The sequence below is a fragment of the Cryomorphaceae bacterium 1068 genome, from assembly GCA_027214385.1.
Taxonomy (GTDB): Bacteria; Bacteroidota; Bacteroidia; order Flavobacteriales_D; family Cryomorphaceae; genus JAKVAV01.
Genome location: JAPVXR010000003.1, coordinates 153,290 through 177,500, shown reverse-complemented (window position 1 = coordinate 177,500; position 24,211 = coordinate 153,290). Strand labels below are relative to the sequence as shown.

The following is a 24,211-nucleotide window of genomic DNA, read 5'->3' as shown; positions in this document are numbered from 1 at the left end:
AATACTAATTGGTCTTCTTATCTTCATCTAAGCTCTCGAGGTAGTTCATACCTCCGATATCCATGTTCTTAGAAATCTTGGAAATTTTTTCCAAGTCGATAATTCCCGAAATGCTCATTAAGAAGAGATTTCCTTTACCTCCGACAATCATAAACAATTCGGCAATTTGTCCTGACTCTTCTCGCACGAAAAATCGAACCTTTTCGTCCTTATCGTCCACGCTCATCAGCATTTCATATTCCTTACCGATCACCTTAATGGCCGCCTGATAATCAACGTTTGATTCAGAATCATCACTTGAGATAATTCTTATCCCCGTGAGATCTTTCATAGCATCAAGAACCTCTTTATTATCAGGGTCGTCAGTTTCAATATTCGAAAAAAGACCGAACATCTTGCTACTTATCGTAATGGATGTAAACTCAGGATCATCGGCGTATTTCGAGAAGTATCGATCTATAGCATCCTGAGCCATCACTGAAAAGGTCATGGCTACCGTCGCAACGGAAAGAATTAGCTTTTTATTCATCGCTTTCATTTGTTGAATCTTTTACTGTCTTGTTGTAACTCACACCAGCTACACTTAGCGTAGCTTGGTGAAACTTTTCAATATTCTGAACAGGCTTTTTTGCCTTATTTAATTTGGATGAAGCAAAGGATAGGGCTTGCTTGGCCTCCTCGAAAGCTTTCTCAGGAGATTCAAACTGCTCCTCTTGCTGGACTGAGGCCACTACAGCGGCTTGATCGGTATCTCCCACAGCATACCAAATGGCAAAACTAAAGCAGAGAAGAACGACTGCGGCTGCTGCGTATCGCACAAATTCAAGAGGAGTAAATCTCCCTCTAACTATTTTCGGATCATTCTTTTCCTCAACTGCTTCCCAAAAATCTGATTCGAAAGAATCATCAAGTTGGACATCTGACTTATCGGCTTCATCGCTGATAGCGGCCATAAGCTCACTGAATTCAGGCGACAAATCTTCACAACCTTCAATAGCAGCCGACTTCAGTTCTCTCTCTTCTTCAAGAGACGTTTCGCCCTTCCAGTATTTCTCTTCGAGTTGTTTTAGCCTAAAATCACTCATAACTATAGCGTTTTTTTAATTCGTCTTTTATGGTGTTTCGTGCGCGAAAAATGCTCACTTTAACCTGACTCATGCTTATTTCCATTATATCGCATATTTCCAAATAACTAAACCCTTGTATTTCGCGCAATGTGAATGCGGTTTTTTGTTTTTCAGGTAGTTCATCAGTTATCTTCTTTACATTTTCGATCGACTCCTTTTCGGTGACCACCTGCAATGGGCTATGATTGGTAGCATGTGCAGGTTCGTGATGAATCTCAAGCTTCTCATTTCGTTTCCTTCCTGCCCTCTTTAACGCATCAAGTGATTTATTTCTGGTCAGGGTCATACACCAAGCTTCGAGATTATTTACATTCTCCAGATCCGATCGAGTCTCCCATAACTTCATTAGAACCTCTTGTACAACATCCTTAGCTTCTTCTTCATTCTTAAGGTAGGACAAGGCAAACCGATACATTTTATTGCGGTGGACAAATACATCTTTCTGAAAATCGCCTTTCTGCATCGGTAAGCTTTGGTTCGGTCAGTTCTACTGAATGATGAACTTTCCTGAAACTTCTTTATCTCCTTTATCGGCTCTGATCACATAAACACCTTTTTCAAGTCCTGAAACGTTGATGGAATTCATGCCTGATTGAGCTTTGAACGCTTTTACTTCGACTCCTGAAGAGTTGAATATGCGAACTTGAGATGAGGTCAAATCTTCAGAGAAGTTCACGTTCAGTTCTCCATTTTTATTCACCGGGTTTGGAAATACCTTAATATCCGATGTCATGCCTTCCAAACCTGAAAAAGCCGATGAGCTGGCCTTAGCCAGTTGCTGTGTCATCTGCCCTACATCGCTCATTTTCATATTTCCAACAAGACTCATAATGGCAAAAGTATTCTCACTACCTACTATACCGACTAACTCTCTTACTACTCCTCCTTCTTCGTCGATGAGTAGTTTGAACCGAGTATCTTTTTCCTTAACCGTGATTAATTCTTCAAAATTCGACGGTAGCCTTTTTAAGGCCTCTTTAGCCGTTTGCATTGCCGAAGGGTCATTTTCGTCCACAATTACTCTGAGCCCTGTGATCTGAGAAGCCATCTCTTTGTATTCTTTCAGGTCTTCCTCTTCTACATCGATTTGACCTACCAATTCAAAAGCTTTACCCGAAAGCATCACCGCAGTTACGTCTTCTCTTCCTTCGTATTCTGAGAAGTAAGAGGAAATTACATCTGTTTGAGCAGATGTTGAAAAGGCCATCATAATCAAGCCAATGAGGGTATAAATTTGCTTCTTCATGTTAGTTTGTTTTTGGATTTCAAAACAGAGACGATTCATCAATGACTTTGTTACAAACATCCTTTTTTTATTCCTCTCCCTCGTTAATCAATGAAAGCTAACTACCTTTGCAGGCCTCAAACGGAGTCTGTTAGCTTACTAATTAAAGGAAAGTATGATCAATAAAATAATTAAATACGTTCTAATTGCCTTGGCCTTAGCCTGGAGTATCTATCAATTTACCATTGGCAATATCGGAAATGGAATTCTTTTCATACTGCTGGCAGGATTGGTAGTTCTTTTCCTTTTCAGGCACGAACTGATCTTACTAGCGTTTCTCCATGTTCGACGAGGGAAATTTGATAAGGCTGAGAAGACATTGGCTAAGATCAAGCAGCCCGATCAGTTGATGAATTCTCAAGAAGCATATTACTACTACCTCATGGGCATGATTGAAGCTCAATCCAGAGGGGCTACTAAGTCTGAAAGATATTTCCGTAAAGCACTTTCGCTTGGTTTAAGAATGAAAACAGATCAAGCTGTTGCTAAGCTAAACTTAGCTGGAATTGCTGTAATGAAAAGAAAGAAGAGAGAAGCTATTAACTTGCTGGCAGAGGTTAAAAAGCTTGATACCAGAAATCTCTTGGACGATCAGGTAAAAATGATCAAATCGCAAATGAAGCGAATCTAATATTAGAGTCCTTTGCTTCTGATCAATTTCTGACGATTGGTGCCAGGCCCGTTAAAGGTGGTTCGATAACCGATCACCAACTCTACTCCTCCTTGTCCATTGTTATTTTCTGATAATTGAGAGGCGGTGAAGTCATAGCTAACACCCAGAGAGAGGTCATAGTAATTAACACGACCGATAAAATAAATGGCGTCTTGCACACGGTAATATGCACCTAAATTCATAGAAAGGTTATTTCTATGATCAGTAAACTCAGTTCGCTCCCAAAGAGAAAACTCAATTTCAGAACCTACATCGATAATTCGATTTGGACCTTGAAACATTACGAACACATTTGGATAATAAATTACGCTTTGAGTTTCAGGTGCGACGGCCAAACTCACGTGACCGGTGTACTTTCTAAGAAGATCATTTTGTTGGCCTAATAATTCCATAGATGGCGTATTGGCATTTAGGACAGCTGCTCCTGCGAGTATTCGTGCATTGTCACTGAAAGCATTAAACCAAGAGATTCCACCACCTAACGAAACATTCGATTCAGTCAAGTCTCCGACATAAGCCTCACCACTGGATGTAGATTGATTGAAATTAGTACCAGTCCATTGCGTTTCCCATGTTGAATTAGTAAAATTCATGGATCGCTGAATAAAGGCCACCTGCAATCCCAAAGAGATGTAATGAGGATTTTGCTCGGTTCCACCCAAATCTATCGCGTAAGCTGCAGAACCTGCAATATGTAATTGGTTGAAATCGATTGTTCCTGCATTATCATTAACCACAGTTAAACCAACACCCAGAAAGTTTTGGTCGTAGGCATCATTGGATATTTTTATCGGAGCATCTACCGATAAACCGAAGGTTTTGTAGGGCTCCGCCACCGAGCCGTACTGGCTGCGATAGTTCAAAGTCCCACGAATATCATCTTCGAAAGCTCCTGTATTCGCTGGATTATAAGTAATTGGCGAAGCAAAAAACTGTGAATAATGGAAGTCCTGCTGAGCCTGCGAAGTCAGAAGCGCGGTGAAAAAAGCAAGTGTCAGAGCCGTTTTTCTCATAAGCTGATTTATCGAACAAGATTTACATCACCGGTATATACCTCACGATTACCCTCTGCGAAGGTTACCTCAAGTGTGTACACAAATGTGCCTGCGTTTAGTTCTTTTTCGTTGTGTAATCCGTCCCAACCTTCATTTTGATTTGTCGTTTCAAAAACCAGTTGACCGTATCGATTGAATATTTTGAATTCCATTCGTGTTATGCCTTGCCCCAATACTCGAAGTACATCATTTCTTCCGTCACCATTGGGTGAGAATGAATTCGGCACTCCAATAGCAGCTACAAAATTCACCGTAACATTTACAGTATCGATGGCAGTACAAGAGCTATCTTGATCATAATAGACAATAAATGCTGTCGTTTCTTCAGGTGATATCTGCACTGTTTGTGCCCTAAAGTTGTCTACTTGATCAAAAGGTTGCCATAAGAATGTTCCATTCGGCACTTGACCTCCAAGGCTAGCTGTAAGTTCTACAACTGCTCCTGAATTGATGGTAATATCCGGTCCTGCATTCAATGGAGGGCGCTCACCGGCGAAAATCGTTTGAATCACAGGAGGTGCTTCACCCGACTCATTGTAGGCTTGAAGTACAATCAAGAAGTCTCCAACTTCCGGAAAGCATACCAGGCCAGGTTCGAAAGCTGTACTCGTTTCAGGAGTACCTCCCGTGAAGGTCCATCGCACAGAATCTGCATCGATAAAGTCTGCAGAAAAGAAGGCACAATCTCCTGCACAAATAGTGTCAGGAATGTTAGGGATAATAGTTGGGCGACACTCAGGAGTATTGACAACGGTTACCACATCAGTAAAGACTTGAGTAGCACTATCAGGAACACTCAGTCTTTTCACTTTTAGCACTACATCGTATGTTCCCGGGTTGTTGTAGCAAATTTGAGAAGGGTTCGCATCTGTAGACGTTTCACTCCCTTCCACTGCACCAGCAAAAGTCCATTCATGCTCGAAGAATTCGCTTCCCAATCCGGTACTTTCGTCGAAGAAATCAACACATTTTCCCGCACAGATGGTATCTTGACTCACCGAAATTCTTGGTACAGGAGGATTGATGCAATTTTCTACAACGATGAAGTCCGTCTTGATAATCTGTTCAGGGATGTCAATTCCATTCTCTACAATCAAAGTGACATCATAAGAACCAGGCGACTCATAACAAATCACCTGAGGATTTGCTTCAGTCGATGTTTGATTGATACCACCAAAAATCCATGTGTAGTCCGTTTGAAACCCTAATGATTGATTTTGGAAATCAACACAATCCCCTGCGCATATCAATGTATCTGAAGCACCAAAGTCTGCCACAATAGGACCTGTGCAAGGATCAACGGTAATCAGGATGCTATCAGGTCTTGCTGTTGGCCCTTGAGCATCGGTAGCCGACAATACTGCCCAATATGAACCCGGGATATCATAACACACTTCGGGATTTTGTTGGGTAGAGATACCCGGCTCTGTTTCACCGACAGCTTGCCCTCCCGGAAGTGTCCAGTTCCATGCGGTTATTGGACTGCTTGAAGTAGATTCATCAGTAAACTGGACACAAGTTCCTACGCAGAACACTTGTTGAGAAACTGAGAAGGCAATTTCAGGACCTGTACAATCCAACACTTCAATATAGTTTGGCAATTCTACTACTTCCGGAATACCCGCAAAATTGGAAACAGAAACCGAGACATCATAAAAACCAATCTCGTTAAGGCAAATATTGGTCGGATTGGCTTGGTTTGAACTCACAATATCCAGACCACTTGCACTGGTAAAGATCCATTGCCAAGTAGCCGGATTGATATCACCAATTGAGTTATCAGATGTTAAATTCACACATTCTTCTCCTGAGCATGGCGTAGCATTATCAATTTCAACAACGATAGTCGGACCACAATCCTGCACCGTGATATATCCGTTTTGAATAAGCGGCCCCCCGGTTCCTATATTATCAGTGACTGTAAGAGTTACATCGTATGTTCCGGGCTCGTTATAGCATATATTCGATGGATTTTGCAGAGCACTTGTAGCTGGAACAGCTCCTTCAAACTCCCAAGCATAGGTCGCAGAACCTGCACCTGTAGAAAAAGGATCAAAAACAGTTTCACTAATAAAGGTGATGCAAGAGAGCTCGCAGAAATCAGTATTTCCATCCAACACAGAAAACGCGGGAGCCGGCGCACTCGGAGGTGGACCTGCATCAACACGAACAAAATCTACAGCTACAGAAGCTCTTAGACCTGCCCCTATTTCACTATCATCATTGAACCAAGTAAAACCAATGCGCACATTTGCGTTATTATTAGCAGAGGCGGGTAAAGGAATGGTAACTTCATCCCAAATCAGATTGGGACCACCGAAGCACAGGCCTGAATTGGTGAAGTTTTGTAACGTATTCCAATTAACCCCGTCGAAGTATTCTATTCGAGCAAAATCGGCGATATTCAAAGAGTTGTGCGCAAAACGGACAGTTACTGTATTAGTAAATGAACCTGAACAATCAATTACGGGAGATTCAGCTCGAGTTGCCGTCAAAAAAGGAAATCCATTTCCCGGCTCATCATAGAAGGCACCTGAATCCACATTCCCGCTGGCATTACCAATATGAAGTGTTCGTTGACCTCCGAAGAAGCAGTCATCTACACAACCTCCTAAAAAACCATTGCCGACCGCAGAGTTACTAATATACCATCTATTCGCAATTGGACCATTTGTTCCAACTTGAGTAACATTCCAAGCACCTTGGCCCGGATCAAAACCATTTGCTAAGGTACCTTGTCCCCCACATCCAAATGGATCATCGCCAAAGTCTTCTTCATAAATCTGGGCACTTCCAGACGTTGAAGCACCAAGTGTGAATAACAGTAAAAACGCGATTGTAAGAAACCCAACAGTCCTCATAGAATTGAAAAAACGTTCACTTTGTGTGAAAATTAAGCGCCAAATATTTGAATTAATTCCGTGAAAATAAGGATTTACATTTGTACGGCTACTCATTGCATCAGTATTAACAGGTCAATCATTGGTAATGGTTGAGCTCACGCGACCAAAGATGAAAACTTAGGGGACGCACAAGCACCAAAGAATCAAGAGTTTTCCACATCTACTTCCTTATAGATACTCTTTCTCTTCTTTCTCGTTCAACTGACGAAAAAAAAATAAAATGGATGCCGTGAATCACGACTCCATTTTATTTCAATTCATATGGCTATTGCTTGATAAGCTTGGATTGAGCGATGGAATTGCCGTAAACATCTAGTAAATTTAGAATATATGCACCTTTTGTGTACTTGTTCAAATTCAATTCCAAACGGTTTGTGTTTACCCGCTCCACTCGAATCAATCTCCCATCAATGGAGTAAATCGCTAATGAATGTGCGTCCAGACTGTAGCTTTCAAAATCAATCATAACTGATTCTTTAGCAGGGTTCGGGAAAACAGTCAATGGGTTTCTTGCAATGGAATAGTCACGGTTACTTAATGAAGTAACCTCAATGGTGGACTCAACTTGACAGCCGTTTTCACTGGTTATCACTAATGTATATTCTCCAACTTCGGTTAATTCCAGCTGAGCAGCACTACCTACCTGCTCACCATCTAAAAACCACTCATATGAAGCACCATCCAATGTTGAAGTAAGCACACTGCCTGATTGAACTATAGGGTCTACCAACTCATCTTCCGGATCAATAAGGCGGTGAATACCATTGCTATTTGAAAAATATACTTCTCCCCAGACATCCTCGCCGAAAGTGGAAACAAAGCTTTGTCCTATTGTTCCGAACTCTTGAATTTCAGTTACCTCTCCATTTTGAACTACAGCCCAAAATTGTCCTGAACATAAATCTGTGTAGAAGTACCATCCGTCAAAAGATTCAAACGAAGGGCCACGATAAATTCTTCCTCCTGTTACAGAACAATTCCCTCCTGTATGAGGATAATCTAATATTGGAAAGACATAATCTGAAGCTGTACAGCCCGATAAAATATTATCAGCATTACCTTCATAACAGCGCCATCCGTAATTGATGCCTCCCTCAGCATCAACGGGTTCGAAATTCACTTCTTCGAATGCGTTTTGACCGACATCTGCGATGTACATATTGCCTGTTTCCCTATCAAAAGCGAACTTCCAAGGATTTCTTAAACCAAAAGACCATATCTCATCTTGGCCGAAGTCATCAAATATGTATGGATTATCAGAAGGAATCTCATAACCCGTTTCTGGGCTCACATCGATGCGAAGCATTTTGCCCAAATAAGATGTAATATCTTGAGATCTATTGTTTGGGTCATTACCCGATCCGCCATCGCCTGTTGCTATATAAAGTAGCCCATTGGAGCCAAACTCAATATGTCCTCCGTTGTGATTGTTAAAATCTTGATTAAACTGAATCAGAATTTCTTCAGAATTCGGATCACCAAAGGCAGGATTTTCTGAATCAATTGTAAAACGTGATATGCGCGTAACCAGTCCACCATCCTGAGCAGTATAATTCACGTAAAAGCGACCAGACTCACAAAAATCCGGAGCGAATGCCAAACCTAGAAGGCCTCTTTCACCGCCGGAAGTAACCCTATCTTCAATATCCATGAAAGGCTCGTCTTCAACGGATCCATCCCGATAAAAAATTCTGATTTGACCCGACTGTTCTGTAGCGAATATTCTCTCATCCCCCGCATGAGTAATCGTTGTAGCAGAGGATATTTCAGTTAAGATGGTTTCCTCGTCGATTGAAAAATTACCTGAACCCTCCGTTCCATTTTCGGTGTTATCATCTTCACCAGATTGGTATTTAAGCTCATTTGAAGATAGCTGAGAAACTTCTCCGCTTTGCGAGAAGCAAGCAAATGAGAACATTAGAGTAAATGCAGTGATGGAAAATTTTGTCATAACAGGTTGAATTTTTTTACAAAACTAATAAACGAACAAGTATGGCTCTAGAATCATTAATTTTGCGGCCGAATAGGATTCTTATGAAACTAAAAGAAGCACTTTCCACCCGAAAGACCTTTGCCATCATATCTCACCCTGATGCGGGCAAAACAACCCTGACTGAGAAATTCCTCCTTTTCGGAGGTGCCATTCAGACTGCAGGTGCTGTTAAGTCCAATAAAATCAAAAAGACTGCTACTTCCGATTTTATGGAAATAGAGCGTCAAAGAGGAATATCCGTTGCTACCTCCGTAATGGGATTCAATTACAATGGGATGCAGGTCAATATTCTTGACACTCCCGGTCACAAGGATTTTGCTGAGGATACTTACAGAACACTGACGGCTGTAGACAGTGTAATCTTGGTAATCGACTGTCAAAAAGGTGTTGAGGCGCAAACAGAAAGACTCATGGAAGTGTGTCGAATGCGAAATACACCTGTAATTATTTTTGTGAATAAAATGGACCGCGATGGTAAGGACCCGTTTGATCTTTTGGATGAGCTCGAAGCAAAGCTATCCATAAATGTACGCCCTTTGAGTTGGCCCATCGGAATAGGCCCCACGTTCCAGGGCGTATTCGACTTGTACAATAAAAACCTCAAGTTATTCTCTGTCAATAAAACCAAGATAGCTTCAGATACAGTCGAAATTAAAGATTTGGACTCAGAGCAACTTGACGATATCATCGGCACCGAGCCTGCCGATACTTTGCGAGAAGAAGTAGAAATGATTGACGGGGTTTACGAGCCTTTCGAACGCGAAACCTATCTCAAAGGAGATTTAGCACCCGTCTTTTTTGGAAGTGCACTGAACAACTTCGGGGTGAAAGAACTTCTGGAGACATTTATTGATGTAGCGCCACAACCCTTGGCTCGCTCAACAGATAAAAGAGAAGTAGAACCATTAGAAGAAAAATTCAGCGGTTTTGTGTTTAAAATTCACGCAAACCTCGACCCTAAGCACCGAGATAGAATTGCATTCTTGCGGGTTTGCTCCGGCAAATTTGAAAGAAACACATTCTTTCATCATGTAAGGCTGGACAAGAATATAAAATTCTCGAATCCGTCGAGCTTTATGGCCAGTGAAAAGAGTACCATTGAGGAAGCCTACCCCGGTGATGTAATCGGCCTCTACGACACGGGCAACTTCAAGATTGGCGACACGTTAACTGAAGGTGAAGTGATGAGCTTCAAAGGTATCCCCAGTTTTTCTCCTGAAATATTTAAGGAGTTGGAAAACAAAGATCCCATGAAGACCAAGCAACTCGAAAAAGGTGTAAGACAGCTTACTGATGAAGGTGTTGCCCAGCTTTTTGTTAGAGAGATGGGGAGCAAGAAAATCATCGGAACCGTTGGCGAACTTCAGTTTGACGTAATCAAATACAGATTGGAACACGAATACGGAGCGAAGTGCGAATTTCGTGGAATGAACTATTACAAGGCTTGCTGGTTGACTTCTGATAACGAAGAAAAACTAAATGAATTCATTCGAATAAAGGCTAGCGACATTGTAAAGGATAAAGACGGAAATGACGTGTTCTTGGCGCCAAGCGCGTGGATTCTGAAACTTGAACAACAAAACTATCCTGAAATTAATTTTCATTATACGAGTGAATTCAAAAAAGAAGCAATGGCTTCTTGATTTAGCATGGTTATTGGTTAATCCTGAAAAATTGAAATTAAACATGAAGCATTTACTGTTCTTTCTATTACTCATCGGAAATGTAGCCCTGGCTCAAGATGATGCCTATAAATTCCAAATAGTTGGAGCTGAGGATACGGTTATTTACTTGGCAAACTACTACGGTGAAAAGCTCTATTATGCTGACACAGCATATACTGATATTCAAGGCAAGTGTTCTTTTAGAGCTGTTGCAGATGAAGCACAAGGAAAGTACGCCGTTGTAGCTCCCGGACCAAAATTTTTCGAACTAGTAATAGCAGACGGAGAAAACATACACATGAAATCAGATACCTCTGATCTGACGGGAAACATGGAAGTTCTGGAATCTGAGAACAATAAAATCATGTACGGGTATCTCAACTATTTAACTGCAAAAAAAGAACAGCGTGAGAAATTGATAGCCGAGATGGAGGAAAACAAAGACAATCCGAAAGTTGCCGAGAAAGTAAAAGAAAAATATAGCGAGCTGAATACTGAAGTGATGGATTATCAAAAATCCATAAAGGAGAAGTACCCCAATAAATTTGCAGCAGATGAGATTTATATGTCCATTGATCCTGAAGTGCCTGAAGAATTGAGAGAAGACCGAGAAGCGGGCTATTATTGGTTTAAGAATCACTACTTCGATAATATTGACTTGACCGACGATCGAATCGTCAGAACTCCTATTTACCATACCAAGCTGGTAACATTCTTGAATAAAACGGTCATTCAAACACCGGATACGCTAATGCCCGCAATAGATGATTTAATTGAGAAATTAGACCCCAATTCGGAAGTTTTCAAATACACGGTTCATTACACCACCTATAACTTTGAAACGTCAAAGATTATGGGGCTGGATGAGGTATTTGTTCACATGGTTGACAAATACTACAAGACGGGAATGGCTCACTGGATGGATGAGGAAAAACTAAAAACCATTATCGAAAAGGCCGATTCCAAAAGAAAGACGCTTATCGGGCAGAAATCGCCCAACCTGACATTAGCCGATACGACAGGAGAGAATTGGATCAGCATTTACAGAGACATAAAAACGAAATACGTTGTTCTGTTTTTCTACGATCCCGACTGTGGTCATTGTAAGAAGGAAACTCCAAAACTCGTTGAGTTTTTCAATACATATGAAGGGGATGATTTAGCCGTTTTCGCCGTAAGTTCTGACAACAGCAACAAGTGGAATAAATTCATAAAAAAAAATGAGATGAGTTTTTACAATGTGGCCATACCACAACTGGCCTTTGAAAGTGCCGATTTTGCTACTCGCTTAATCACTACCGGGAAAACCAACTACGAGAGCTTGAAGTTTCAAGAGACTTTTGACATCTTCTCTACCCCTAAAATATTCGTTTTGGATGAGGAAAGAATTATACGAGCAAAGGATATCGGTGTAGAACAGATAGGAGATTTCTTGCAAAGATTTAAAGAAGCTACCAAGGAAGATAAAGACGCAGAGTAAAATTAGCGTTTACCCTTTCTGATCTTTACATCTATTGCCTCTACTCCTTTTTTTCCTTCTGATGGAGTGTAATAGACTTTGGAACCCTTTTTAATTTCATCGATCAGACCTGATACAGGAATGTAAATCTCCTCTCCTGTGTTGTCATCAGTAAGGAAGCCAAAAAGCTTCTCATCGATGTAAAACTTAACCGTACCCTCCTGCTCTTCGCTCTTTTCCATCCGATTTAATCTTTGCTTTTATTGAAGGCGTCAATAGTTTCTCGATTCCATGTATTCTCTGAAATGGAGAGTCCATTTTTGAAATAGTATTCACCCGCTTTATCTACTACTTTTTTGTACTCATCACCTTTCTTTCCGCTCACCACAATCCGAGTGATAATGACTTTATTTCCAAGAGTCGAGCTCTCCTCGGTCACTCCTTGCGGATAATTCTCAGCCAATTCAGAACGGTACACATCACTTGAGATGGTGGAGCTCGAACCTCTACCCGCGTAGCGATCTGTCAGCTCCTGCTTATTCTGCTTGGCATTCACAATGCTCTTCTCGTTCAAATCTGCGATATAATCATTGTATTCACCACTTTGTTTGCGCAACTCTGCAGCCTTCTCTCTTCTTTGCTCAGCCAACTGTTCGCTTTCTCTATATCGTTCTTCAGTTCTCTCTTGAAACTCCTTATTGGCTGTCACTCTCTCGTTGTAGCTCATTGACGATTTTGACTCAACATCAGCCAATACTTCTGTCGATTTTTGGTACTCTTGGCGTATCAGCTTGTCTTCGGCTGCACTCATTTCTGCCTTCCATCTGGCTATCTCTTCTTCAAGAGACATGATTTCAGCGTACTGATCGTCATTTCTCACCTTATCCATTTCGCTCGGTCGACTTGCCGCACCTAAAAGTGCATTTTTGTACTTAACCGAATTACCGACTTTGGATTCCTGAACTTCAATAGGTTCTTTATACTGATCAGCAAACTTTCTACGATAAGCCTCAAAGCTCAGGTAGTTTGCCATTCGTACTTCAGCAGATTGATCTTCATACTGAACGAGATTATCCTCCTCCCGAATTTTCATTTTCTTGATTCGCTCGTAGCGCTCGTTTTCTTCAGCTTCTCTAGCCTCCCGCATAAATTGCTCTGCCTGGTCTTCAGAATCGGTATTCACTCGATTCAATTCTTCACGCCTCTTCTCACGCGCCAACCTTCGCTCTTCTTCCAACGAAGCTAAGCGCTCCCTCTCGCGTTCTGCATTTGCCGCCTCTTCAATTTTTAAATCAATTCGTTCCAGCTGACCTTTTGGGTATGTCTCGTCGGGTTTTAACTTCAGAGCCTCATTGTAACCTGCTCTGGCTTCATCAAAACTATTGGAAGCAAAGGCCCCGTCACCTTTATCGATGGCAGCCTGATAAGCGCGGTCCAGTGCATCTTTTTCATTAGCTAACTCCTTTAAGCGTTGCTTTTCCAAAATCAAGTCAATCTCAACCATCTTGTTTTTCGGATACTCCTCATTGGGCATAATGTCTGATGCATCGCTATACTTCAGTCTAGCCATTTCGTAGCTCTCTCCTTTAAAAAGATCATCCGCCTCATCGATGGCAGCATTGTAGTTATTCATGGCAGCTCTATCTGCCTCAAGCTCTCCCAGTGCTTCTTGAGCAGCTTTAACCTTTTGCCTAGCCAACTCATTATCAGGAAGCAAGTTCAAAGCCAATTGGTACTCTTCCAACGCATTCTCAAACTTAGTCTTATTGAATTGTTTGTCCCCTGCCGCAATCAGTTTGTCAAAGTCCTTTTTAAGCTCAGCCTCGCGTTCCAACCTTTCGGCCTCAGCAACAGCATCCAACTTCAGATTTATTTCATCAATACGCTCCTTCGGATATGCTTCATTTGGTTTAATCTCTAGAGCCGCTTCATAACCAGCTAAAGCACTCTCCCATTGTTGTTTGTCAAAAGAACTATTCCCTACATCAATAGCTTCAATATAGGCTTGCTCCAGCGCTTCAGATTCTTGTTTAGCCAACAATGCCGCTTCAGCTTCACTTAGCTTTTCACCAACATCTTCCCTTTCGGGTAAAATCTTCAAAGCCTCCTCAAATTTACCAATCGCAGTAGCGAATTCACTCTGCCCGAAACTCGCATCTCCCTCCGCCACCAGCGCATTTACACGAGCCTCTCTTTCGGCTTGTAAAGCAGCTATAGCAGCCTCATCGGCCTCAGCAATCTTTTGCTCGATCAATGAAATTTGATCTTTCGGATAAGACTCATCGGGTAGAATCTCTCCGGCAGTTTCGTACAAAGATCTTGCGGCATCCCAGTTCTCTTGACCAAAATCAACATCCGCTTCGGCAATGGTTTCCTCATAACGCTTTTGTTTGGCCTGAGCGTCTTCAAATTGATTTCGCGCAGATTGAGCCGCTGCCATTTTTTCTTCTACTTCCGCACTCTCCATTACTTCTAGTGCCAGCTCATATTGTGCAATTCCTTCATCAAAAGATTTGTTAACAACGAAATTATCTCCAGCTGCCACAAATGCGTCAAACTCTGCTTGTCTCTCAGCTTCTTCAGCTGCAATAGACTCATCGATCAGGGCTATGCGGTCTTTCGGATATTGCTCGTCAGGCTTAATTTCAGATGCAGCCTCGTAGCTTGATTTTGCCTCCAACCATGCCTTTTCTGCAAATAAAGCATCGGCACTTGCGATGGCTTCATCATATTGTTCGCCTATGCTCTGTTGCTCCTTGAATTCATCCTTAAGTTTCCGGGCATTAGCTATTTTATCTTCTACTTCCGTACTTTCCATTATGGCCAAAGCCTCTTCGTACTTTTCAATGGAGGGATCGAACGACTTTTCTTCCAACAGCTTATCACCCAATGCTACCAGCGCATCAAAATCAGCTTGAAGCTCGGCTTGTCGAGCTGCTTCTTCGGCAACGATGGTTTCTTCTATGAGAGCTATTCGATCTTTTGGGTACTGCTCATCCTGTTTTATTTCTAAAGCAGCCTTGTAGCTTGATTTAGCTTCCAACCATGCCTTTTCGGCAAATAGCGCATCGGCACTTGCAATGGCTTCATCGTATTGCTCTCCTATGCTCTGTTGCTTTTTAAATTCCTCCCTGAGTTTTTCAGCATTCGCTATTTTATTTTCTACCTCTGCACTTTCCAAGATAGTCAATGCCTCTTGGAAATTCGCAATGGCCGAGTCAAACGAATTATCTTCTAAAGCTTTGTCTCCCTCGGCAACCAAGCCATCAAACTGAGCTTGAAGCTCGGCCTGTGCTGCTGCTTCAGCAGCATTAATTTCTTCTGTGGCAAGAGCCAATTGGTCAACGGGATAATCCTCTTCAGGCTTTAAAGCACTCGCTGCCTCGTATAGTTCGATCGACTTTTCCCAATCTTGTGCTTGGAATTTCTCATCTGCCTTGGCGAGGGCATCATCATACTGTTCTTGCAATCCTTGAGCAGCCATATATGCCTTTTTGGCTTCTTCTGCCTCGGCAAGTTTAGCCTCTACCTCAGGGCTTTCCATTAGTTTCAAAGCCTCTTCGTATTTCTGAATTGACGTATCAAAATCTTCCACTCCAAGGGCATTGTCACCTTCTGCAACTAAAGCATCAAAAGCCGCTTGCAATTCCGCCGCTTCTGCCTCAGATTTCTCTTTTTCAATATTTGCATTCGCCTCTTCTATCCTTTCTTGTGGGTACGGTTCATCTTTTAGAACGGCCAATGCTGCTTCGTAATCAGCGATGGCCTCAGTCCAGTTAGCAGCGTCAAATTTTGAATCTGCCGATGAAATCAATGTGTTGTATTGTTCTTTTAGAGCCATCCCTGCCTGCTGCTCGGCAAGAGCTTCATTCGCACTTGCCAATTCTTTGGTGGCATCCTTATCATCGGGAATAGCTACCAAGGCATCTTGAAAATGTCCGACTGCAGATGAATAGTCTTCTGACTCCATTGAGCTGGCTCCCGCTGCCATCGCAGAATCATATGCTTCTTGAGCAGCTTTCTCACCGGCCAATTCAGCTAGAATTGCATCAATTTTTACAATCTGATCCAATGGATATGTTTGCTCAGGAATAAGCTGCTTGGCTTCTTGGTATTTAGTTTTCGCTAAATCATATGATTCATCAGAGAAGGCATCGTCGGCTTCCTTGATCATTGCATCATAGTTTTCTTGCTTTTCCTTCTCAGCCAACAATTCGCCAAGAAGACCTTTGGCTTCTGCCAATTTAGAAACTGCGGACTCCTCTCCTGGAATCAACCCCAATGCTTCTTCATACTTCCCTACCGCCTTCTCATAGTCCGTGCCAGTCATAGCCTCGTCTCCCTCGGCAACCAGCTCGTCAAATGCCTCTTTCTTTTCAGCGGCATCCGCTAAAGCGCTCAATTTAGCATCACATGCCTCAATCTGAGTTTTTGGATAAGCTTCGTCGGGAAGAACATCCGACGCTTCTTCGTAAGTGGATTTTGCTTCTTCGTATTTGTCAGCCTTAAAAGCTGCATCAGCCGACGCAATTAGCTCTTCATACTGAGCCTTCTTTGCTGCATTCTCTTCAATATTTGCCAATGCATCCTGCGCCTTCGCAAGTTTACTCTCAGCTTCGCTATTGCCCGGAATAACGACCAATGCCTCTTCGTACTTGGCTATCGCTTCAACAAACTTCTCTTCATCAGAAAAACCATCAGCTTCGGCCATCAACTTATTGAATTGCTCTTGGTTGGCCATGGCGGCTGCGAGTTCTTCAATAATTCTTTCTGCCTCGGCAATTTGATCTTTGGGATAGCTTTCTTCAGGTCGAAGTTCAAGAGCTTCTTTGTAATTTTCGACGGCGTTTTCGTACTCTTCAGTTCTCATGAAGCTATCACCGGCATCCAAAGCCGCTGAGTAATCAGCATCGAGTTTCTGTTGAGCTTTTTGATCATTCCACTTCGTCTGAGCATCGCCTAATTTGGCTTGAACAGCGCCATCACCAGGCTTTAAGTCCAGTGCAGCTTGATAGTTGAGAACCGCATCTTCATAATCAACGGCAGCCATGGCATCATCACCTTTCTTAACGAACTCGTTGAATTTCTCTTCGAGCTCCATGGCAGCTTTCTCCTCTGCAGTGGCTTCCTTTTCAAGTTCCTTTTGCTTCTTTTCTACGTCGCGAATAAATTTGAAAATATCGCTTTTTACTTGATTCGTGTAGGCAAAATCCCAAATCAGATCGGCCTGCGCCGGATCGTAGGAAGCTTTTCCAATGGGTTTGTCAAAAACGCTTAAGTCGGCACCCTCCATGGCCTCAGTGATCTCATACATACTCATGTCCGTAGGCATGATTATACCTGCACCGATGATTTCTTCCGGAACTCCTTTTGAGTTGATCTTGATGGACCGATCGACGTATCCGTCTTTCTTGAAAATGAACTCATAATCTGCACCGCAGTCCAGATAGAACTCATATTTACCATTAGCACGAGTAGTAAAACTGTCGTGAACGCTGCCGTCTTTCTTTACTGTAACTTTTACATCTCCAAGCTTTGAAGATGTCATCGCATCAGAGACTACCCCGTGAATATTCAGGTCGTCCTGGGCGAAAATACCGAGAGGCATCACCAACAAGAAAAACATGCCTATCAGGCAAGTACGGAAAGTTTGAATAAGACTTGTCACAAATAGCCCTTGCAGGTGCTTCAATTTGGCACAAATATCGAAGAATTTCTTCGTTCTTTAGTGCCTTTAACGTTTAACTGTGTTAACGAGAAATGAAGCATTATAGTTACTGGGAAACCAAGCATTTCATTCATCATTGGGACACATTGATTATTGGTTCAGGTATAACGGGTTTAACTACCGGAATATTCTTGAAAAGAAAATTTCCGAATTGGAAGGTAGCAATCTTAGAAAGAGGTGTCCTGCCATCTGGCGCCAGCACTAGGAATGCGGGCTTTGCCTGTTTCGGAAGTGTCTCGGAGATTCTCGATGATTTGACTACCATGCACGAGAATGAAGTGTTTGATCTCGTAGCAAAAAGATATGAAGGGCTCAATTTGCTGAGAGAATTATTAAGTGACGATCAACTGGATTATAAGCCAACCGGAGGTTTTGAGGTTTTCAGGAAAGGCAATGAAGAAATCTACAGGGAATGTCTGGGTAGCCTGAGCTACATCAATGCCGAACTAGTACAATGCATTCGCAAGCAAGCTTTTAAAGATAGTTCCAATCTAATAGAAAGTTTTGGGTTTTCGGATGTAGACAATATGATTGTCAATGAACTAGAAGGAACCGTCGATACAGGGTTAATGATGAAGAATCTGGTTTCGCTGGCCAGAGAATCAGGTGTAGAGATTTTTAATGGGATCGAAGTAAAAGCTTTGGACTCTTCCGCATCCAAATGCGTTTTGGATACCAATATCGGCGAGATATTAAGTAAAAGAACCATCGTGGCGACTAACGGTTTTGCGAAACAACTCCTTCCCGAAGCTGAAGTTGAACCATGTAGAGCTCAAGTTTTGATAACCAGCCCTATAAAAAACTTAAAGTGGAGTGGCAGTTTCCATCATGATCGCGGATATGACTATTTCCGAGACATTGACGGGAGGGTCTTATTAGGCGGTGGCAGACATCTGGCAAAAGAATGCGAGCAAACTGATCAAGAAGGAACCACAGCTATTATTCAGGATCACCTTGAAAAAATTCTGAGAGAAGTCATCCTCCCTGAGCAAGAGTTTAAGATTGATATGCGTTGGTCGGGAACAATGGGAATGGGGAGTTCAAAGAAATACATTGCCAAAAAGCTCAATGATCGAGTCTATTGTGCCGTTAGATTCGGAGGAATGGGTGTTGCGCTCGCTTCTTCTGTTAGTAAATCTTTAGTCGACTTGATCGATTAATCAACGCACTACCGTTACACTACCCTTTTTATCAATGATTTGAGAGTTGAATCCTTTGGCCAACACTCGATAATTGTACACTAGATTTTGTGCTGCAAAGTCTGCTTTTGGATCAGAGCCATCCCAACCCTTTTTAGGGCTTTTCGAGTGGAAGACCACGTTCCCCCATCGGTCAAAAACCCAAAGTTCAAATTCATTGATGAAAGTGCCTTCTGCCTTGAAAATATCGTTGAGACCATCACCATCAGGAGTGAATGCACTCGGAACGAAGACATTGAGAGGCGGCTCGTAGAAATCAATCTTCGAATCTGAACAGCCCACCGGATGGGTCACTTCGAGTGAGACCAATTGGTCTTGATCGACGTCAGGCTGAAATATTGGCTCAAAAAGTGTGCTTGTTTCACCGCCCGGGAGTACCCAGAAATAATTCAAGCCATCTGCAGAAAGGTTCATTATGGGTCGAGAGTCAGAATCATAGTCAAATTCAAATTCTGCCTCAACCGCAACAAGGGAAACATTCATGCTTTCTTCTGCCGTCTTAAGGCATTCATCGGTCACCCTTAAAGTGTATGTCTCATCTCTTCTTGGTATGATATTAAGCGGCAGAGTATCGCTCTCACGCTCTATCCAAAAGTAATCGTACTCTCCCACTCCACCGTAAACCTCAGGTGTAAATACCAGTCTCCTTCCTTCACAAATCATTGTATCAGAAGGCATTCCTATTTGAATGGGATCATGGTCAACAAATATGTTTAAGGTGTCAAAAGCCTGTTGCCCGCATTCGTCAATAACTTGAAGACTAACAATACTGGAGGATATTGGTGTGAAAGTGAAGCTTTGAGCGCTGCTCTGAAGTGCGAAATTTCTTTTCCATTTGAAAGTCAGCGCTCCAAATCCACCCTCAACCTGCGGAACAATTGTGACTTCCTCATTGCAGAATCCCTGAAAATCTTCACCGATTTCGGCAGAAACAGGGTTTTGGAGTAACTCCAACGTGGTCATAACAGTATCTGCGGCTACACAGCCGTCATTCACAATAAGAGATAATTGTCCCTCTTCAGGCGATTGAACTTCCAGCTCACTAGATTCTGAGATCATATTATCTTCAAATATCCATCGATAGGAATAATCACCCCTTCCACCTATAATCCAAGGCTCTAGAAGCAGTGGCTCCAAGCAATTGATAGAGATCATTTCGGGAAGTACGACTTCCAAAGCATCATATTGAATAGGCTCGTAAATGATCGAAACATCCTCCTGATTTAAATCGCACTGATCGGTTATCATCGCTTGGATTGTAAGCGGCTCTTGACCGTTTAATTCAAATTGGTAACCTGAATAATTTTCCTCCCATTCAATGCTGTATGGCGGTATACCGCCAATGACTTGAATATCTACCAAACCTACTTCATCACAAGTAACTATTAAAGAATCCTGATAAGAAATATCAATGGGTGGTGCGTCCGTGAATGAAAGTGCTAAACTCGTTTCGGCAGTGTCCAAGCCACAAACTTCAGGCTGAAGAAAAGAAATGTCTATGATCCTTTCTCCATCAAAAACACCATCATGATGGATGGGAAGTTCCCAATTCAAGTATCCTTGTTGTGGATAAAAGACCAGGCTATCCGGGAAATCAGGAAAAACTTCGGGATTGGCAAAAGCCATCTCGCTTTTTAAGTAGACCACTTTAGTATTCGTGCTGTCATTTCTAACCAACTTGAACGCATAGCTACTACAACCCTCTATTGCCTGGCTGTTTACAGGATTTAAAACCTCATAATCAACTTCGAGTGGAGCTTGACTGGCAAAACTGCCCGATTTGATAAATACGGCAGAATCGTTTTTACCATCAACGGCATCAGCAATAGCCATTTTAATGTGGTAGGTTCCACCACATTCAACTGGAACTTCTACTGTAAATACTGTTGTAAATCCATCAAATTGGGTGGTATTTAAAGACGTATTTGACTCATTGTCCACAAAGTATTGGCTGTTTTCTTGCCAATTGATGTCAGCGCCATTGCAAATGGCCATGCTACCGTATGTTCCGGGAATCCCTCGATTTACGGTATTGATAGCCACGGGTACATCTCTTTCGGGAATCTTGGCGACATTAATGGCGTTGTTGGTAAATGTACCGTCACCGGTAATCCCCGGTCCGGAAATGAAAAAGCCAAAAGCGTCATTATACGGTGAACAGGTGTGCTCATTGTACTCCTCGCTGGCAAAAACGTAAGAAAATCTTAAGGTATCTCCGCTAGCTACAAAATCAAATTCGAGTACTGCGGCATCGTTTATTTCAGCCGAAGCCCCCATTAATTCAGCCAAGTCGACATCCTCCGTAAGTTCATCGTCCTCCTCTATTGCCTCGTAGGCTGTCGGTAAATCATTGGGTCCTTCAGCAATGGTAGCTTGACCTGTAGCGATAATGATTCCATCGGAAATACCAATAGCTTCCCAGCCATTTGAAAAGGTTCCTATCTGAGGGTTTGTAGCGGTTCCTGATTGCCCATTGAAGGAAACATCAATGAGATCAACTCCTTCACCAAGAAGTTGGTTTTGAACAATTGATTGAGGATTATCGCTTAAATCTACCTGCAGTTGTGCTGAAGCGCAAATGGGCAATAGAAAGAAAGCAAGAAGAATTCTTATACTAGCCAAGGGGTTGGTTTTAGCCATATTTTACCCCGTAAAGTCTCTTTTTGTTACATCATTCCTCCTCTTTTTCAGGAGGTAGCAGCATCAAGAGATTATTTGATTTCTTGATTTCAGCCTTATTCATTTTCATTTTTCGGAATTCTCCTCTTACATACATCTCTGCCTGGTCGCTGTAATACGGACTCATTACATTACCGCTGTTACCCGTTGGTAAAATCGAAGTAGCATTTTCGATATCTGCAAAATCGATGACGATACGCATTGCAGGGCCGTAATGAGCAGTGTAAGTGCCATTTCCATTAAATATGAAAGAGGCATTATTAATAGTCTCATTTCCGCCCGGAGCAGGAAATGGACCGATATGGAAAAACTGTTTTAGAACAGAAATATCTGAAAACGGATGAGGATGCTCAATAAAGTGGACTCTCTGCCATTGCCAAGTGGCAATATCGCTTCCCAGCTCTTCGTTGATTTCCATCACCGCCTTCTTGAAAGATTTAATGAAAATTATTTCTCTTGTTTCAGTAAGACCAACTGTTTGCAGATCGTCCCACCATGGCGACTCGTCATTTACCATTAGTGCTGGATAGCTGCGCTTGAGTAGATGCGTCTTAAATAGTTTTTGAAATTTCTCATCGCCCATTTCATCTTCCATCGAGTTTTTCAACACATAGTAAAGGGTCTTGTAGTATATGGTAGGCTCAACGTCTTCCAAATCATGAGAGCCCAACCATACTTCAATTTCCTCGAGCGCCATTTCTTCAAGGTCGGTGAGTACTTCGTTCGATCGACGAATAACTCTGGCTATTTCGTGAGCGATATCTGCTTCGGTGGTCGATACGTTGTCGAGGGTCATGTTTTGGATGCTTTCGACAGTCGCCGTTGTTTGAAGTTTCATTAACTCCTCAATTCGATTGGCTCGCGTGTTTGGCGCGTAATAGCCAGGGTATAAAATACCTGACGTTGAATCATGAAATTGATTAGCCGAATGAACAAAACCTACAAACGGTTCTTCAACTTGTGGATTATCCTCAAAGTCGTAGAAGCCTTTGTAGTTGGCATTGGGTGAATAGCCTTCGGCAAAGTGTTTTCCGTCTACCGAATCAGGTCTGATCAAGAGTTTACTTGCAGACCAGTGTGCTATATTTCCTGATGCATCACCGTAGGTAATATTCAAGCCCACAGTTGTAATCATCTCTACCCCTTTCTTGAATTCAGCAATATTGTCCGCTCGATTCAATCTGTAGAAAGCTTCCAATAGCTGGTTATCCATATTGGTATAATTCCAATACATGGACACGGGACGGTCCTGTTCTATGGGAAGAATATCATTTACCAGTACACCGTGTACCGTTTCGTAAACCGTGAATGACGTGTCAGGTTCTCCTTTGATGGAAAGCGTCTCTTTGAATTTCCTAACGGGCGCATTCAAGCTATCGCGGTAATCAGTGTAGCTGCTATCAGGTTCTGAGAATCGCTCGAAGAAGAAATCTGAATCATCGTCTTCAAACATAGTGAGGCCCCAAGCGTGATTTCGACTATGACCGACTAGTGCGATCGGCACACCTGCGATAAAATTTCCGTAGAAACCAAAACCCGGATATTCTATGTGGGCTTCATACCAAACGGCCGGTGCAGAATATTTGATGTGTGTGTCATTTGCGAGCATCACCTTTCCCGAAAGGGTGCGCGACGGACCTATTGCCCAACTATTACTCCCCTGCAAAGTCGGGATAGGAAGCATATCGGGTAAATGGGGTCGTGTCATACTCAAACTCGGCCTTGGTGTGATTGAGTCGGTAACCAAGGTATCCGAACGTGTAGTATCCACTGGCAAGAGGTCAACCGTTACCGCCAAATCCAACGACCTTAAGTAATCGGGTCCCAGACTGGTAGAAATGTCTTGTACCAAAGGGTCTGTTCTCAAAGCATACGCAAAGCTGTAGGCCATGTAAGCCGAAATGCAATACACATCTTCAACCGTAAATGTATCGGGCTCGACGCGAAGCAACTTATACTCCAGCGGGTGTTTCCCTGTCTGTATGAATGAATTTACCCCTTCGAGGTAAGCAACAGTAATGGATCTCACTTTCTCCGGAAGTTCATCAAATTTGGCTGCATCTTTTACGGCTTGTCGATTGGTCCCTAAGGTTCGGAAGAACATATCGGCTTCTTTCATATCGGGGCCAATGATTTCTGAGAGTCGGCCTCCACCCGCTCGTCTCATCAAATCCATTTGAAGAAGCCTGTCTTGAGCGTGCACGTAACCAAAAGCACGGTAAGCATCTTCGGCATTATCAGCATAGATATGGGGAATACCATACTCATCGAAGTAAACTTCAACAGGCGCTTCAAGTGTGGCGATGTCAAGCTTCCCCTTCAGCACAGGCTGGTGGCTCTGTATGAAGACCCAAAAGATTAGTATTACCGCTAAGGCGGTTAACAAGAAGTACTTTAATAATTTACCCATGCGCTCTTTGAAATAGTAATAATCCCCAAAGGTATA

General features: G+C 42.5%; 15 protein-coding genes. 4 read left to right on the top strand and 11 right to left on the bottom strand.

All coding sequences use genetic code 11. The features are described 5' to 3' along the window. Positions 1-4: 4 nt before the first annotated feature. From O3Q51_05760 to O3Q51_05745, 4 genes are read right to left on the bottom strand one after another with little or no spacing between them, the layout of a single operon-like run. Positions 5-529, bottom strand: a complete 525-nt coding sequence (locus tag O3Q51_05760; protein ID MCZ4408304.1) for a DUF4252 domain-containing protein — start codon at positions 527-529, stop codon at positions 5-7. Next, the gene (locus O3Q51_05755) at positions 522-1,085 is read right to left on the bottom strand and encodes a hypothetical protein (protein MCZ4408303.1); all 564 of its coding nucleotides are present in this window, start codon (positions 1,083-1,085) and stop codon (positions 522-524) included. Before O3Q51_05755 ends, O3Q51_05760 begins: the two co-directional genes overlap by 8 nt. After that, a complete protein-coding gene (locus tag O3Q51_05750; GenBank protein ID MCZ4408302.1) occupies positions 1,078-1,590 on the bottom strand; it encodes an RNA polymerase sigma factor in 513 nt (170 codons plus the stop codon). The genes O3Q51_05755 and O3Q51_05750 overlap by 8 nt, the downstream gene beginning before the upstream one ends. Positions 1,591-1,614: 24 nt before the next feature. Next, positions 1,615-2,373: a DUF4252 domain-containing protein gene (locus O3Q51_05745; protein ID MCZ4408301.1), complete on the bottom strand. Its 759-nt coding sequence runs from the start codon at positions 2,371-2,373 to the stop codon at positions 1,615-1,617. 154 nt (positions 2,374-2,527) lie between these two features. Here O3Q51_05745 and O3Q51_05740 point away from each other — a divergent pair, with 154 nt between their 5' ends. Continuing rightward, the gene (locus O3Q51_05740) at positions 2,528-3,043 is read left to right on the top strand and encodes a DUF2892 domain-containing protein (GenBank protein MCZ4408300.1); all 516 of its coding nucleotides are present in this window, start codon (positions 2,528-2,530) and stop codon (positions 3,041-3,043) included. A 2-nt stretch (positions 3,044-3,045) separates the two neighbouring features. Here O3Q51_05740 and O3Q51_05735 read toward each other — a convergent pair whose 3' ends face one another. The 3 genes from O3Q51_05735 to O3Q51_05725 form a co-directional block, all read right to left on the bottom strand. Beyond that, positions 3,046-4,098: a PorP/SprF family type IX secretion system membrane protein gene (locus O3Q51_05735; GenBank protein ID MCZ4408299.1), complete on the bottom strand. Its 1,053-nt coding sequence runs from the start codon at positions 4,096-4,098 to the stop codon at positions 3,046-3,048. Between the two features lie 8 nt (positions 4,099-4,106). Continuing rightward, positions 4,107-7,097: a PKD domain-containing protein gene (locus O3Q51_05730; GenBank protein MCZ4408298.1), complete on the bottom strand. Its 2,991-nt coding sequence runs from the start codon at positions 7,095-7,097 to the stop codon at positions 4,107-4,109. A gap of 211 nt (positions 7,098-7,308) precedes the next feature. Beyond that, entirely contained in the window at positions 7,309-8,994 is a 1,686-nt protein-coding gene (locus tag O3Q51_05725) for a PQQ-dependent sugar dehydrogenase (protein ID MCZ4408297.1), read from the bottom strand. Positions 8,995-9,077: 83 nt separating this feature from the next. On the opposite strand from O3Q51_05725, the gene O3Q51_05720 reads away from it, so the two are divergent. Together O3Q51_05720 and O3Q51_05715 are read left to right on the top strand one after the other, a co-directional pair. Then, positions 9,078-10,679, top strand: coding sequence for a peptide chain release factor 3 (locus O3Q51_05720; protein MCZ4408296.1), 1,602 nt, complete (start codon positions 9,078-9,080; stop codon positions 10,677-10,679). A gap of 43 nt (positions 10,680-10,722) precedes the next feature. Further along, complete coding sequence (locus tag O3Q51_05715) at positions 10,723-12,180, top strand: DUF5106 domain-containing protein (GenBank protein MCZ4408295.1); 1,458 nt, start codon at positions 10,723-10,725, stop codon at positions 12,178-12,180. 2 nt (positions 12,181-12,182) lie between these two features. Here the strand turns inward: O3Q51_05715 and O3Q51_05710 are convergent, their stop codons facing one another. Next, positions 12,183-12,401, bottom strand: a complete 219-nt coding sequence (locus O3Q51_05710; protein ID MCZ4408294.1) for a cold shock domain-containing protein — start codon at positions 12,399-12,401, stop codon at positions 12,183-12,185. Between the two features lie 5 nt (positions 12,402-12,406). Beyond that, positions 12,407-17,785, bottom strand: a complete 5,379-nt coding sequence (locus O3Q51_05705) for a hypothetical protein (protein ID MCZ4408293.1) — start codon at positions 17,783-17,785, stop codon at positions 12,407-12,409. 134 nt (positions 17,786-17,919) lie between these two features. Here O3Q51_05705 and O3Q51_05700 point away from each other — a divergent pair, with 134 nt between their 5' ends. Next, entirely contained in the window at positions 17,920-19,047 is a 1,128-nt protein-coding gene (locus tag O3Q51_05700) for an FAD-dependent oxidoreductase (protein ID MCZ4408292.1), read from the top strand. On the opposite strand, the gene O3Q51_05695 is transcribed toward O3Q51_05700, so the two are convergent. Next, positions 19,048-21,708 carry a choice-of-anchor L domain-containing protein gene (locus O3Q51_05695; GenBank protein ID MCZ4408291.1) on the bottom strand — a complete coding sequence of 887 codons (2,661 nt, stop codon included), beginning with the start codon at positions 21,706-21,708 and terminating at the stop codon, positions 19,048-19,050. It abuts the gene before it with no gap. A gap of 49 nt (positions 21,709-21,757) precedes the next feature. Next, positions 21,758-24,175 (bottom strand): penicillin acylase family protein, encoded by a 2,418-nt coding sequence (locus O3Q51_05690; protein MCZ4408290.1) that lies wholly within the window; start codon positions 24,173-24,175, stop codon positions 21,758-21,760. Positions 24,176-24,211: the final 36 nt, after the last annotated feature.